The organism is Dietzia sp. IBK-p2-16D (assembly GCF_057773085.1).
This window is the reverse complement of the sequence record NZ_JBYMTL010000006.1, coordinates 135,038-149,570: the sequence shown is the minus strand read 5'-3', so window position 1 is coordinate 149,570 and position 14,533 is coordinate 135,038. Positions and strand designations below refer to the sequence as shown.

The 14,533-nt window shown below is 72.2% G+C and carries 12 protein-coding genes; all 12 read right to left on the bottom strand.

What is annotated here, in order from left to right; genetic code table 11:
* Nucleotides 1-89 precede the first annotated feature (89 nt).
* A complete protein-coding gene (murG, locus tag AC3DE3_RS13585; protein WP_488370334.1) occupies nt 90-1,232 on the bottom strand; it encodes an undecaprenyldiphospho-muramoylpentapeptide beta-N-acetylglucosaminyltransferase in 1,143 nt (380 codons plus the stop codon).
* Nucleotides 1,229-2,884 (bottom strand): putative lipid II flippase FtsW, encoded by a 1,656-nt coding sequence (gene ftsW, locus AC3DE3_RS13580; protein ID WP_312027424.1) that lies wholly within the window; start codon nt 2,882-2,884, stop codon nt 1,229-1,231. The genes murG and ftsW overlap by 4 nt, the downstream gene beginning before the upstream one ends.
* Nucleotides 2,885-2,888: 4 nt before the next feature.
* On the bottom strand, nt 2,889-4,445 hold the full coding sequence (gene murD, locus AC3DE3_RS13575) for a UDP-N-acetylmuramoyl-L-alanine--D-glutamate ligase (protein WP_488370333.1): 1,557 nt from the start codon (nt 4,443-4,445) through the stop codon (nt 2,889-2,891).
* Between the two features lie 5 nt (nt 4,446-4,450).
* Nucleotides 4,451-5,545, bottom strand: coding sequence for a phospho-N-acetylmuramoyl-pentapeptide-transferase (gene mraY / locus AC3DE3_RS13570; RefSeq protein ID WP_260487119.1), 1,095 nt, complete (start codon nt 5,543-5,545; stop codon nt 4,451-4,453).
* Nucleotides 5,545-7,047 carry a UDP-N-acetylmuramoyl-tripeptide--D-alanyl-D-alanine ligase gene (locus tag AC3DE3_RS13565; RefSeq protein ID WP_260487118.1) on the bottom strand — a complete coding sequence of 501 codons (1,503 nt, stop codon included), beginning with the start codon at nt 7,045-7,047 and terminating at the stop codon, nt 5,545-5,547. The genes mraY and AC3DE3_RS13565 overlap by 1 nt, the downstream gene beginning before the upstream one ends.
* On the bottom strand, nt 7,044-8,603 hold the full coding sequence (locus AC3DE3_RS13560) for a UDP-N-acetylmuramoyl-L-alanyl-D-glutamate--2,6-diaminopimelate ligase (RefSeq protein WP_488370332.1): 1,560 nt from the start codon (nt 8,601-8,603) through the stop codon (nt 7,044-7,046). The genes AC3DE3_RS13565 and AC3DE3_RS13560 overlap by 4 nt, the downstream gene beginning before the upstream one ends.
* A 75-nt stretch (nt 8,604-8,678) precedes the next feature.
* Nucleotides 8,679-10,577 carry a peptidoglycan D,D-transpeptidase FtsI family protein gene (locus AC3DE3_RS13555; protein ID WP_488370331.1) on the bottom strand — a complete coding sequence of 633 codons (1,899 nt, stop codon included), beginning with the start codon at nt 10,575-10,577 and terminating at the stop codon, nt 8,679-8,681.
* A gap of 30 nt (nt 10,578-10,607) precedes the next feature.
* The gene (ftsL, locus tag AC3DE3_RS13550) at nt 10,608-11,408 is read right to left on the bottom strand and encodes a cell division protein FtsL (RefSeq protein ID WP_488370330.1); all 801 of its coding nucleotides are present in this window, start codon (nt 11,406-11,408) and stop codon (nt 10,608-10,610) included.
* Entirely contained in the window at nt 11,405-12,427 is a 1,023-nt protein-coding gene (gene rsmH, locus AC3DE3_RS13545) for a 16S rRNA (cytosine(1402)-N(4))-methyltransferase RsmH (RefSeq protein WP_488370329.1), read from the bottom strand. Before rsmH ends, ftsL begins: the two co-directional genes overlap by 4 nt.
* 170 nt (nt 12,428-12,597) lie before the next feature.
* Nucleotides 12,598-13,074: a division/cell wall cluster transcriptional repressor MraZ gene (gene mraZ / locus AC3DE3_RS13540; protein ID WP_260487113.1), complete on the bottom strand. Its 477-nt coding sequence runs from the start codon at nt 13,072-13,074 to the stop codon at nt 12,598-12,600.
* Nucleotides 13,075-13,530: 456 nt separating this feature from the next.
* On the bottom strand, nt 13,531-13,947 hold the full coding sequence (locus AC3DE3_RS13535; protein WP_260487112.1) for a DUF3040 domain-containing protein: 417 nt from the start codon (nt 13,945-13,947) through the stop codon (nt 13,531-13,533).
* A 176-nt stretch (nt 13,948-14,123) separates the two neighbouring features.
* Complete coding sequence (locus AC3DE3_RS13530) at nt 14,124-14,528, bottom strand: SAV_6107 family HEPN domain-containing protein (protein WP_260487111.1); 405 nt, start codon at nt 14,526-14,528, stop codon at nt 14,124-14,126.
* Nucleotides 14,529-14,533: the final 5 nt, after the last annotated feature.

The window sequence follows — 14,533 nt, the reverse complement described above, 5'->3', positions numbered from 1 at the left end:
GACGCGGGTGAGGGTGGAGGGGACGTCATCGACGGACGCCGTGGTCGTCGGGGCCGGCGGGACGGACGGGGTCGGCGGGGTGTGATCGGTCAACGAGGGGCCTTTCCGGCGGCGTCGAGCGCGATCCGCGCCACGACCTCCGCCGCGTCTCGGGAGCCGCCGCTGACGGCGGCGGTGGACATCGAGGACAGGCGGCCGCGGTCAAGCAGGAGCGGCAGGACCTCGGTCCGCAGGTAGTCGGGGGTGAGTGCGCCGTCCTCCACGAGGAGGGCGGCCCCGCCGGAGACCAGGTCGCGGGCGTTGAGGGCCTGCTCGCCGTTGCCGTGCGGGAGCGGGACGAACACCGCGGGCAGTCCGACGGCGGAGACCTCGGCGACGGTGATGGCGCCCGACCGGCACAGGATGAGGTCGGCGGCCGCGTAGGCCAGATCCATCCGGTCCACGTAGGGCACGGTCACGTACGGGGCGCCGCCACCGGGCACCCGGGGGGCGTCGGCGACGTTCTTGGGGCCCACGGCGTGCAGGACGGCCACCCCGGCCCCGGAGAACTCCTCGGCGACGCCCGCCATCGCGGTGTTGAGCGAGCGCGCGCCCTGGGAGCCACCGACCACCAACAGGGTCGGCACGTCGGGGTCCAGTCCGAAGAACTCCCGGGCCTCGGCGCGCAGGGCGGCGCGGTCGAGCGTGGCCACGGAACGCGAGACGGGGTTGCCCACGACGCGGGCGTCCAGGCCCGAGCCGGACACGGCGGCCAGAGTGGCGACGGCGAAGCGGGCGCCGAGCTTGTTGGCGATACCGGCGCGGGAGTTGGCCTCGTGGACGACGATCGGGATCCGGCGACGCCCCCGGGATCCCGGGCGGCTGATCGGTGCCGCCGCCGCGAGGTACACCGGCACGCAGGCGTAGCCACCGAACCCCACCACGACGTCCGCCTCGGTGCGTCGCAGGACCTCGCGGGCACCCCGCACCGCGCGGACGAGCCTGGCGGGCAGCCGGACCAGGTCGCCGCCGATCGTGCGCGGCAACGGGACGGGGTCCACCAGTTCGAGCGGGACACCCCGCCGCGGGACCAGTTCGGTCTCGAGGCCGCGGGGTGTGCCCACCGCGGTGACCCGGGCGGTCGGGTCGAGGGCGGTGACCGCCTCACCGACGGCGAGGGCCGGTTCGATGTGCCCGGCGGTGCCGCCGCCGACCACGAGGACGGACGGTCCGCCGGTCCGTGGGGCGGTCATCGCTCCCGCCCCCGGTGGATCGGGCTGGGCCGGGAGACACCGGGCGTCTGCCGGGTGCCCGCGTCGGGCGCGGGGCGACGCGGCTGGCGACGCTCGGCCTCGCGTCCGCGCACGGGTCGGGCGGTGCGCCCGGTCATCGCGGTGGCACCGCGGCGCCGGTCACGGGCGGCCTCGGCGGGGATGGGCATCGTCTCGTACGCCGGCGGCCGCGGGGCGCCCCGGGGCGGGCGCGGGACGGGGGCGGGCTGGGCCGTGCGGCGACCGCCCGCGGACCGGTCCCGCGGCGCGGGTCCGCCGCTGCGCGTCGGCTGCGGCCGGGTCACCGGGTCCCCGTACCGACGGGTGCCGGCGCTGGACCGGCCGGGCGTGGCGGAGGCCGGGACCGGGCGCTCGGGCGTGTAGGGCCGCGGGTCCGGCAGTGAGAGCCAGCGGCGACGCCGCCGCGCCGGGGAGCTGAGGATCGCGGAGATGGCCTCCGGCTCGTGCCGTGCGCAGTTGGCGAGCAACCCGAGCGAGGTCAGGGTGACCACGGCCGAGGTGCCGCCGTTGGAGATGAGCGGCAGCTGCAGACCCGTCACCGGCAGCAGGCCCACGACGTAGCCGATGTTGATGAAGGCCTGGATGACGATCGTCGCGGTGATGGTCCCGGCAAGCAGGCGGCGGTACGGGTCGACCGACCGCAGTGCGACCCGCATGCCGACCCACCCGAGGGTGAGGTACAGCGAGACCACGACGGCGGCACCGAACCAGCCGAGTTCCTCGCCGATGATCGCGAAGATGAAGTCGTTGGTGGCCTCGGGGAGGTAGAACCACTTGGCGCTGGACTGCCCCAGTCCGACGCCGAACAATCCGCCGTCTGCCAGGGAGAGCATGCCCTGGTAGGACTGGTAGGCCGCGCCCTGGGGGTTGGAGAAGTCACCCCGGAAGGTGTCGAGGTAGGTGCGGATCCGCTCGAAACGGTAGGCGAACGCGACGGCGAGTACACCGAACACCACGACGCCGACCGCGATCACCCACACGAAGTGCCGGGTGGGGTACCCGGAGAACCACAGCACGCACAGGAACGCGATGGTCACCGCGGTGGCCATGCCCAGGTCGGGGGCGACGACGACGAGGACCGCCACGGCGAGATAGCCGACCACGGCCGGGAAGAGCAGATCGAGCCAGTACCCCGTCCGGATGCGCTTGGCGACCACCGAGCACGCCCAGAGGATGAAGGCGAACTTGGCGATCTCGGCGGGCTGGATCGAGAACAGGCCGAGGTCGATCCAGCCCTTCGACCCGTTGACCTCGGATCCGACCCCGGGGATCAGCACGGCCACGAGCAGTCCGATCGCGACCAGCAGCAGCGGGAGCGCGGCGGCGCGGACCAGTTCGATCCGGATGCGCAGCGCCGTGACGAAGCCGACCCCGCCGATGAGGACGAACAGTGCCTGGCGCAGGAAGATGTCGAACGGCGTGCCGCCGCCGGAGAAGGCGAGCACGTTGGAGCTGGACAGCACCATGCCCAGGCCGATGACGGTGAGCAGGGCGGTGACCACCATCACCACGTGGTACGAGGTCAGGGGCGCGCGGCTGATGGCGGCCAGGGGCGCCGCGATGCGCCCGAGCAGGTCCGGCCGTGCCTCGTTCGTGGTGTCGTCGGTTGCCATCGCCCTACCTCCCGGCCACGCGGCCCACGGCGAGGACGAAGCTCCGCCCGCGGTGGCCGTAGTCGGTGAACATGTCCATCGACGCGGCCGCGGGGGCGAGCAACACCGTGTCGCCACCGGTGGCCATCCGTGCGGCCTCGGCGACCGCCCGGTCCATCGTCTGCTGCGGCTCGTCGGGACCCGCGGCATCGTCATCGTCTCCCGAGGCCAGCTCGACCACGGGCACCGCCGGCGCGTGTCGGGCCAATGCCTCGGCAATCCGCCCGCGGTCGCGTCCGATGAGGACCACCCCGCGCAGGACGTCGGCGACCTCGGCGACCAGTGGCTCGACGTCGGCGCCCTTGAGCAGGCCGCCCGCGATCCACACCATCTTCCCGCCCGCGAGCAGCGAGGTCCGGGCGGCGTGCGGGTTGGTGGCCTTGGAGTCGTCGATGTAGGTGACCCCGTCGACGGTGTCGACCGGCTCCGCCCGATGCGCGCCCACCTTGAACGAGCGCAGGGCCGCGGCGACGTGCTCGGGTCGCGCGCCCACGGAGAGGGCGACGGCCGAGGCGGCGAGGGCGTCGAGGACGCCCGCGGGCCCGGCCGGGCGGACGTCCGCGGCGGGCAGCAGCGCCACCTCGTCGTCACTGCCTTCAGGACCGCTGCCATCCGGACCGCCTCCATCCGGATCGCTGCCCTCCGCGCCGATCCGCGCGGTGAGGACACCGTCGACCACGCCGCACTCCCCGGCACCGGGCGCGCCGAGGCGCACCCCGATGCGCGTCGCGGCGGGAGCGTCGGCGAGAAGCCGCGCGGCGATCTCGTCGTCGGCGCCGGCCACGGCCACCCGACCGGTGAGGACCCGGGCCTTGGCGGCGGCGTAGGCGTCCATGGATCCGTGCCAGTCGAGGTGGTCCTCGGCGACGTTGAGCACCACCCCGACGTCCGGGCGGCAGCTCGGCGCCCAGTGCAGCTGGAAGCTGGACAACTCGGCCGCCAGCACGTCGACTCGGGGTTCGGCCAGGAGCACGTCGGTGACGGGCAGCCCGATGTTGCCGCAGGCCCGTGCGGCCATCCCCGCCTCCAGGCAGATCGCCTCGAGCATCGAGGTGGTGGTGGTCTTGCCGTTGGTACCGGTCACCGCGAGCCAGGTCCGCCGCGGCCCGAACAGCTCGGTGACGTCGGCCCGCCAGGCCAGCTCGACATCCCCCCACACCGGTACCCCGGCGTCGGCGGCAGCCCGCAGCAACGGTGAGTCCGGCCGCCAGCCGGGGCTGGTGATCACGAGGTCGACGCGACCGGGGCCGCCGGAGGAGTCGAGGAGCTCGGCGGCGCGGTCGAGGTCCACGCCCGCACACCCGACGCCGTCCGGCAGCGCCTCGCGCAGCCGGGCGATGGCCTCGGGCCGGGAATCCGCCACGACGGGGTCTGCGCCCAGCGCGTCGAGGATGCGTACCGCGCCCGGGCCGGACACGCCCGCGCCCAGGACCAGCACCCGCGCGCCGGACAGCTCGCGCACGTCGGGCCCGGACCCGGCTGCGGTGTCGGTCGGTCGCGTGGAATGGGTCGTGTCGGTCATCTCGGTCATCCCGTCGAGCTCGCGAGCCAGTCGGCGTAGAACAGGGCGATCGCCAGACCGCAGGAGATCGCGACGAGCAGCCAGAAACGGATGGTCACGGTGGTCTCGGCCCAGCCGCCGTTCTCGAAGTGGTGGTGGATGGGGGTCATGCGGAACGGCCTGCGACCGGTGGTGCGGAACGCGGCCACCTGGATGAGGACGGAGACGAACTCGATGACGAACACCGCGCCCACCACCACCATGAGCAGCTCGGTGCGCGAGACCACGGACACGCCCGCGACGATGCCGCCGAGGAACATCGACCCGGTGTCGCCCATGAAGATCTTGGCCGGGGCGGCGTTCCACCACAGGAAGCCCAGGCACGCGCCGAGCGCGGCCGAACACAGCACCGCGATGTCGAGCGGGTCGCGCACCTGGTAGCAGCCCGACAGGTCGACGCCCTCCGCGGTGGAGAAGCAGGAGTATCGGAACTGCCAGAACGTGAACACCACGTAGGTGCCCATGACCATCGCCATGGACCCGGCGGCCAGGCCGTCGAGCCCGTCCGTGAAGTTGACCGCGTTGGACCAGCCGTAGACGAGGAAGACGATGAAGATCAGGAAGACGACGACGGGGAAGGTCACCGCGACGAAGTCCCGCACGTAGCTCAACGACGTGCTGGCCGGGGTGAGCCCGTCGACGTTGCGGAACTGCAGCACGAGGATGCCGAACGCGAGGGCGGCGAGCACCTGGCCCGCGGTCTTGGACAGGATGCCCAGACCCTTGTTGTGGCGTTTGAAGACCTTGAGGCCGTCATCGATCATCCCGACCACCGCGAGCGCCGTGGCGAGGCCGAGCACGAGCAGCACCGAGGCGGTGAACCCGCCCCCGCCGACGGTGATCTGACCGACGATCCCGGCGACGATGTACCCGAGCCAGACGGCGGCGAGGATCGCCAGGCCGCCCATGTTGGGCGTGCCCCGCTTGCTCATGTGGGACTGCGGCCCCTCGAGCCGGATCTCCTGGCCGTAACCGCGACGGCGGAAGTAGATGATGAGCAGCGGTGTGAGGAAGATGCTCACGACGAAGGCGACGATGCCTGCGATCATGATCTGGGTCATTACTGGTTCTCCTCACCACGCGCCGCGAGCAGGTGCTCCGCGACGCTCCACAAACCGACGGCGGCCGAGGCCTTGACCAGGACGATGTCGCCCGGCTCCACGCGCTCGTCCAGGATCGCCACGGCCTCCTCTGCGGTGGCCACGTGCTCCGCCTCGGAACCCCATGAACCCTCCTGGATCGCGCCCTGGAACATCGCGCGCTGGGGACGGCCCAGGCCCACGACCACCAGCTGGGACACGTCCAACCGGACCAGGAAGCGACCGAGCAGGTCGTGTTCGGTGACCGAGTCCTCGCCGAGTTCGGCCATCTCCCCCAGCACCGCCCAGGTCCGACGGTGGCCACCGCCGGAGCGGGCCATCACGGCGAGAGACTTGAGCGCCGCCCGCATCGAATCGGGGTTGGCGTTGTACGAGTCGTTGATGACGGTGACGCCGTCGGCGGTCGTCCGCACGTCCATCCGGCGGACGGAGGCCGCCTCGGCCGTGCCCAGCGCCGCGGCCACCTGCTCGACCCCCATCCCGCACGCGAGCCCCACCGCGGCCGCCGACAGTGCGTTGCCCACCTGGTGTTCCCCGTGCACACGGAGCGCCACCTCGGCCTCACCCCGCGGGGTGACCAGCCGGAAGGAGGCGCGTACCTCGTCGTCGAGCCGGACCTGTTCCGCGCGGACGTCCGCGGATCCCCCCACTCCGACGGAGACCACCTCGGCGGTGGTGCGCGCGGCCATGGCCGAGACCCGCTCGTCGTCCGCGTTGAGGACGGCGACCCCGCCGTGGGCGGCGTCGGGCAGCGCCTCGACGAGCTCGCCCTTGGTGGCGGCGATCACCTCACGCGAACCGAACTCGCCGAGATGGGCGGTCCCGACGTTCAGCACGACGCCGATGCGCGGTGGCGCGAGCGCCGCGAGCTCACGGATGTTGCCGGGTGCCCGGGCGCTGAGCTCCAGGACGAGGAAATCGGTGTCCTCGTCGGCCCGCAACGCGGTCCAGGGGTGCCCGATCTCGTTGTTGAACGACCCGGGCGGCGCAACGACCGTGCCGGCCGCGGACAACACGGCGCCGATGAGATCCTTGGTGCTGGTCTTGCCGGACGACCCGGTCACCCCCACGACGACGAGACCGTGGTCGGCGACGAGCCGGTCGACGCTCGCGCGGGCCAGGGCGCCGAGCGCGGCGAGCACCGACGCGCCGGAGCCGTCGGTGTCGGCGGCCAGCGCCATCGCATTGGTCTGCTTCCAGTCGACCGGGGGAACGACGATCTGGGGGCCGTCCACCCCGTCCACCTCGTGGGCGACGAGCGCCGCGGCTGCCCCGGCGTCGAGGGCGCGGGCGACGAAGTCGTGACCGTCGACGCGTTCTCCGGGCAGGGCCAGGAACAAGCCTCCCGGCTCTGTCCGGCGGGAGTCGAACTCCACCGATCCGGTGACGGGCGAGGCGGGGTCACCACCGACCAGGCGACCGCCGACGATCCCGGCGATCTCGCCGAGGGTGAGGTCGATCATGGTGCGCTGTCCTCCGTCTCGCCCGTGGGGGCGGCGTATCCGAGTCGTCTGACGAGTTCTTCCGCGGCTCGGGTGCGATCGTCGAACGGGAACACCGTCCCGTTCCTCTCCTGACCGGTCTCGTGGCCCTTGCCGGCGATCACCACCACATCCCCGGTCCGGGCCCAGTCGATCGCGGTGGCGATCGCGGCGCCGCGGTCGCCCACCTCCTCGATCCTGGTGCCCTCGCGGGCGGCCTCCTCGGCGCCCGCGAGGACCGCCGCCCGGATCGCCGCCGGGTCCTCGCTGCGCGGGTTGTCGTCGGTCACCACGACCAGGTCCGCCACCTCGGCGGCGGCGGCGCCCATGAGCGGCCGCTTGCCGGGGTCGCGGTCGCCACCGGCGCCGAGGACGACGGCGACGCGTCCGTCGGTCTGCGCACGGACGGACCGGAGCACCGCCGCGACGGCCCCGGGCTTGTGCGCGTAGTCGACGAGGACCCTGAAGTCCTGCCCCCGCACGACGGGCTCGAGCCTCCCGGGGACCCGGACGTCCGACAGGCCCGCGGCAGCGGACGGAACGTCCCCGCCGAGCGCGTCGACGACAGCCAGCGCCACGAGGGAGTTGGCGACGTTGAACCGGCCGAGCAGTGGCAGTTCCACGTCGACGGTCAGCCCGCGGGGACCGTGCACGGTGAACGTCTGGGTACCGCGTTCGGTGGTCGTGGACTCCCCCGCCGTCCAGTCGGCGTCGGTCCCGGCCTCGGCGGAGACGGTGACCGCGTCCGGGCGCATCCCGACCAGTCGGCGGCCCCATTCGTCGTCGACCACGACCACGGCGCGTTCCGCCGGTCGCACCGCCGACCCCGGGTCCGCCCCGGCGTCGAACAGCCGGCACTTCGCGCGGAAGTAGTCGTCCATGCTCGGATGAAAGTCCAGGTGGTCCTGGGACAGGTTGAGGAAGGCACCGACGACGAAGCGGGTGCCGTCGACCCGCCCGAGCCGCAGCGCGTGGCTGGAGACCTCGGCCGCCACCGCGCGGGCCCCCTCGGCCCGCATCCTGGCCAGGAGGGCCTGGAACTCGGGGGCCTCGGGGGTGGTGAGGCGGCTGGGCAGGGCCCGACCGTCGACGCGACTACCGGTGGTGCCGATGAGGCCGGCCACGTGGCCGCACCCCTTGAGGGCGGCCTCGACGAGGTAGGAGGTCGTGGTCTTGCCGGACGTGCCGGTGATCCCCACGACGTCGAGCGCGGCGGAGGGGTCCCCGGTGACCGCGGCGGACACCTCTCCGAGAACGGACCGGGGGTCGGGGTGCACGAGCACGGGGAGCCGGTCGGCTACGGCGGCCATCAACTCGAGCCCCTCGGGATCGGTGAGCACCGCCCCGGCGCCGGCCTCCACCGCGGTCGCGCCGAACGCGGCCCCGTGGACCCGGGTGCCGGGAAGTGCCGCGAAGAGGATCCCGGGGCCGCAGTCCTGGGCCCGGATCGTCGCGCCGGTGAGCTCCTCGCCGCCCCCGGTCCGATCGCCGAGAAGGGTGGCCCGCACCGCATCTGCCAGCTGTCGCGCTGTCGTCATCGCCTGTCCTCGCCCCGCCTTCCTCGCTCGCTACCCTCCCGTGAACCCGCTACACGCTACCCTGCCGGGCGTCGGTCACTGCGCCTGCAGGACCAGTTCCGGCGCGGGAGCGGACGGCGGGATGTTGTCCCGGTTGACCAGCCACGAGGCGATGTCGTGGAAGAGCGGGGCGGCGGATGCGCCGAGCGTTCCGCGGGACGGGGCGTCGAGCATGATCGCGATCACGTAGCGCGGGTCGTCGGCCGGCAGGATGCCGGCGAAGGTGATCCAGTAGCGCGAGTTGGAGTAGCAGGAGCACCCGGGATCGATCTGCTGCGCGGTGCCGGTCTTGCCGCTGATCTGATAGCCGGCGACCGCGGCCTGGGGGCCGGTGCCCCCGGACTGGACGACGGACCGGAACATGTCCCGCACCGTGCGGGCGGTCTCGGTGCTGATCACCCGCTCGCCCTCGGGACGGTCGGGCTCGGCGCTCTGGCCGTCGGGGCCGACCCGCTCGGCGACGATCCGCGGCGGCACGCGGACACCGTCGTTCGCGATGGTCTGGTAGATGCCCGCCATCTGCAAGGTGGTCATCGACAGACCCTGACCGATCGGGAGGTTGGCGAAGGTGCCGCCCTGCCAGTTCTGCAGGTCGGGCACCAACCCCTCGGATTCACCGGCGAGTTCGATGCCCGAGCGCTGGCCCAGCCCGAACTTCTCCAGGTACTCGGAGAACGACTCCTTACCCACCCGCTGGGCGAGCATGAGCGTGCCGACGTTGGAGGACTTCCCGAAGATCCCGGTGGTGGTGTACGGCGTGGGGCCGTGCTGCCACGCGTCGGAGACCGTGACGCCTTCCATCCGGATGCTGCCGTCCACGGAGTGGATCTCGTTCGGGTCGGTCAGCCCCGCCTCGATCGCGGCGGCGGCGGTGATGATCTTCTGCACCGAGCCCGGTTCGAACGGTGAGGTGATCGCCGGGTTCCCCAGGTCCGCCCCACGCTCGAGCTCGGCGCCGACGCCGACGGCCGGGTTGAACGTGTTGTCGTTGGCCATCGCCCTGACCTCGCCGGTGCGCGCGTCGAGCACGACGGCGGACGCCGTCTCGGCCCCGGAGGTGTCCTTGGCGGACTGGATGGCCTTCTGTACGTGCCACTGGAGGTCGGCGTCGAGGGTGAGCCGGATGGTGTCGCCGTCGCGGGGCTCGGTCACGTTGCGGAGGGTGCCCGGGATCACGGTGTTGTCCTGGGCGCGGTCGAACGTCTGACGTCCGTCCTCCCCGTCGAGCTCGTCGTTGAAGTGGGCCTCGATGCCCTGGAGTCCGATCAGCTTGCCCTGGTCGCTCTTCGTCGTCGCACCCACCACGTTGGCGGCGAGCGCCCCGCCCGGGTACTCGCGGATGTCGACCCGCTCGGCACCGATCATGGGGTACTTGCGGGTGATCGCGTTGGCGAGGGTGACGTCGACGTTGCGGACGAGGTAGGTGAAGCCGCCCTCCGAGGAGAGTTTGGCCTCGATCTCGTCGCGGTCGACGGAGTCACCGATCACGGTCTCGAACTCGTCGGCGATCTCCTCGACCAGCTCGTCCCAGGTCGGCTTGGTGCTGTCGAGTTCCCGACGGGCCTCGGCGTTGCGCTGTTCGACCAGCGGTTGGATCGACAGGTCGCGGGCCTCACGGGTGAAGGCGATGGGGTCGCCGTTGAGGTCGACGATCGCCCCCCGTGTGGCGGGGAGGACCTCGTGGACCTGCCGTTGGCTCTCGGCGCGGGCCGCGAGCTCGGTGCCGCCGATGGTCTGCACCCAGAACAGCTTGACCAGTGCGATGACCATGATCAGCGCGAACGCCGAGCGCATGAAGGTGAACCGACGTTCGGTCGCCGAGGCGGTGAGGACCCGACCGAATCGGTTCGGAGGCCGGCCGACCCCCGGCGCGGAGCCGCGCGGGGCACCCGTGGGGACCCGGGGTCCCGTTCCCGGGCTGCGTCGTTCGGTCATCTCCAGCGGGCCTTTCGGGGGTTCGGGGGTCTAGAAGGGCTGTCCGGGCACCGGGGCGAGGGTCGCGGTCTCCCCACCGGGCGGTGCCGGCGGCGGGACGGGGTCGGGCGCGGGTTCCGTCCGGACGTCCGCGGCCGGCGGGGCGGGCTCGGCCACGGGGGCCGGAGGGGCGACAGGTGACGGAGGGGCGGCGAGGGGCGGGTAGGGAACGGGAGCGACCCCACGGGGCGTGCGGTCCTGGGGCGCCTGGGCGGGCGGGGCGTCGAACCCGTCCCGGTCGGACGACCTCGACGGCCCGGACGCTACCGGAGCGGGCTGCAGGGGCTTGATCGGCGCGCCGAGCTTGGCCTCGGGCTCGCCGACGATCTCGAGGACCCCGTCCGATCCCCTGGTCAGGATGGGCGCGCTGGCGACGCCCACCATGCCCAGCTTCTCCGCACGCTGCGCCAACACCTCGGCCGAGCGGGCGCGTTCGTTGGATGCCTGAAGTGCCTCCATCCGCTCCACCAGTTCCACGTTGGCATCGCGCGCGTTCTTGAGGTCGTAGGTGTCCTGGGTGGTCTGGGCGGACAGCAGCAGGGTGCCACCCACCCCCGCGCCGATGAGGAGGAGGAGGACGACGACGAAGGGAACCCTCGCGGCGAGCTCGGCAGGACTCAGACGTTCCGCCGGGACGACGACGGTCCGGCGACCTCGCACCGAGCGGGTGACCGGTTTGCGTCGGAGGCCGACCGCCCGTCCCGCGGGGGAGGGCGCGTCGACTCCCGGACTCGTCGCCGGGCGGGTGTCGAGCCCGCCGGCGGTGCCTGGCGTGTCGATCATGCTCGTCATGGGGTTCTCCCGTCGATACGCCGGACACTTCGCACCCGCACCGAGGCCGAGCGCGGGTTGTGGTCGATCTCCTCCTGTGACGCCTTCTCCGCTCCCCTGGTGACCGCCTCGAACTCGGGCCCGTGTCCGGGGAGCTCCACCGGCAGGCCCGCCGGCGTTCGCGATGCGGTCCGCGTGGCCAGTTCGCGCTTGACGATCTTGTCCTCGAGGGAGTGGTAGGACATGAAGACCGCCCTGCCGCCGAGGCGGAGCAGGTCGAGGTATCCGGGTACCGCGTTCTCGACGGCCTCCAGCTCGGCGTTGACCTCGATCCGCAGTGCCTGGAACACGCGTTTGCCCGGGTGACCCCCGGTTCGGCGGGCCCCCTGCGGGATCGTGTCGTAGAGCAGTTCGACGAGCTGGGAGCTGGTGACGACGGGATCGGTGTCCCTGCGGCGGACGATCGCGGCGGCGATCTGGCGGGCGAAACGCTCTTCGCCGTACACCCGGAGGACGCGGGCGAGGTCGTCCCGCGGGTACTCGGCCAGGATGTCGGCCGCGGTCGGGCCCGTGGTGGGGTCCATCCTCATGTCTAGCGGGGAGTCCACGGAGTACGCGAAGCCGCGTTCGGCGACGTCGAGCTGCATGGAGGAGACACCGAAGTCGAGCAGGATCCCGTCGATCGCGGGACCCGCCCCGTCCCGGGACTCGTCGGGCAGCGCGGCCACGACGCGGTCGAAGTCGTCGAAACGGGCGTGCACCGGCGTGAAGCGGTCCCGGTAGGCGGTGAGGCGACGGGTCGCCATCTCGAGAGCCTCGGGGTCGCGGTCGACGCCCAGGATGCGCAGCTGTCCGAACTCGGCCAACAGATGGGAGGAATGCCCACCTAGTCCGAGGGTGCCGTCCACGATGACCGGAGCCCGGCCCTCCTGCGCGGCGGCCTCGACGACGGGCCGGAAGAGTTCGATGGTGCGCTCGAGGAAGACGGGGATGTGCCCGGCGCGCGTGGAGTCGCGGTCTGCATCGGCTTCTCCTGCCATCTCGCCTCCTCGCCTTCGGAAGTCGTCGGCCCGCCGGTTGTGGTGGAGCCCCCTGGTCCCCGTCCGGTACCCACCTGGCGTTGGGGAAGTACGTCAGGGTGGTGCCGGGCAGGGGCCGGGGGGCTCCGTCCGTCGTGCTCTCGCTTGCGTCTCGTCTGTCTCTCCCCGGATCAGAACTCGATCCCGAGAGAGGTGCCCTCCATCTCGGAGAACACGGGTAGGTTCTCCGCGCTGTAGCGGTCCCACGCCTCGGCGTCCCAGACCTCGAGGCGTTCCCCGAGGCCGTTGACGACGCAGTCCTTGTCCAGACCCGCGTAGTTCCGCTGACTCGCCGGGATGGAGATCCGTCCCTGCGAATCCAGTTGTTGGACCTCCGCGCCGCTCACCAGGAGCCGGAAGAACGCCATGTGCCTCTCGCTGAGGTTGGCGGTCGGCCGGACCTTTCTGACCAGCGCGTCGAACTCGTCTTCAGGGAAGACCGACAGTGTGTTGGTGAACCACCCACACACCACCACCCCGTCTGCCAGACCTGGCCTGAATCTGGCGGGGATCGTCAGCCGCCCCTTGTCGTCCAGCTTGGGACGGTGTGTCCCGTACCCGACGAAGGCTCGTTCACGTCCGGAGTCGACGAGATCGGTGTCGGTCACCCGCCACCTCCTGGGGTCCAGGCCCATCGAGCTCCTTGCGTGCCCCACTCTACCCCACAACGCCCCACAAACAAGGCCTGCGCCCCACTTCTCCCCACACTCTCGTATCCCTGCAGTTCAACGCGATTATCGGCCGGGGCGCCGCAGTCCGAACGCCAGCGGCGAGGGCGGAACCCCGTCCGATCTAGCCGCCCCACTGGGGCCTGTGTGACTCAAATGAATGAACGAGGCGTGAGAGGTGAGTCCGGTGGGGAGATGTGGGGCCACGGGGTGGAGCGTGGTGGGGAGGAGTGTGGTGGGGAGGAGGACGAGCCAGCGGCCACCTCGGCGGTCGGCCCGGCCGCGGCGGGTGCCGGCTCGGCGGCGGGTTGCGGTGGTGTCGGTCGACCGACAAATGGGAGAAGGGGTGAGCGCGTGTGCGCTCACCCCTTCTCCGGAGGTCGTGGGACCGGTCGGCTACGGCTCCTGGTCGAAACGCCGACGGAAACGGTCTTCCATCCGTGACGAGTAGTTCCGGCCGTCTGCGGGCTTGGCCGACGCACGCCCGGCGCCGGGGACCCGTGAGCCACCGGGACCCTTGGGCCCGACTGCGCCCTTCGACGGCGTGGACCGCAGGGCGAGCACCCCCGCCGCGAACATGAGGAGGAACCCGACGAGACTCAACACAGGGAAGCCGCCGGGCTTGAAGTCGAGTGCGAGGCCGCCGACCAGAAGCGCCACCCCGAGGATCGCGAGCGCGACCACCAGGCCCGCGGGACGACGAGCACCGGTCGCGCCGGTCTTTCGGACAGACGACGCGAACTTGGGGTCGTCGGCGTAGAGCGCGCTCTCGATTTCCTTGAGCATGCGCTGCTCGTGCTCGGACAGGGGCACTTCGACCTCCTTCAGATGCTCGTGATGACGAGCGCGGCCGGCTCGGTCGGTTCGCACCAACCGTGGATGGGGATCAGCCGGTCAGGGTTCCCACCATCATACGAGGGCGACGCTGCCGGGACCACCGGGATTCCCCTCGGAGGGCTGAGGAAACACGCGCTTCGCGGCCGAGTCTCTCAGGCTGCGGGTCCCAGGACCCCCAGCCGCTCGTCCACCAGGTCGAGAAACCTGCCCACCGCCCACAGGAAATCGTCCGCCATGCGATCGGAGACTGTTCGTGGGAGCCCGTCCTCGACCGCCGCCGCCAGCGCGGAGTACCCGCCGAACGCGGTCGCCCACCGCCCCATCTCCGGCACCTCGGCCGCGAGCCGGTGCCACACGTCCGCGGGCCCACGGCGCCGCGGCCCCGGCGTCAGGAGTGCGCCCGCGGCGTACCGGGCGGAACGGTAGGCCTCGAGGAACCGCTCCGAGGGAACAGCGGCGGCGATCGCACGCCCCCTGTGGAGCTCGGCACGACCTGCCCGTCCGAGGGTCCCCACGGCTCCCCCGGTCGCCACCCGCATCCTGTTCCTGGTGTCCATCTCCA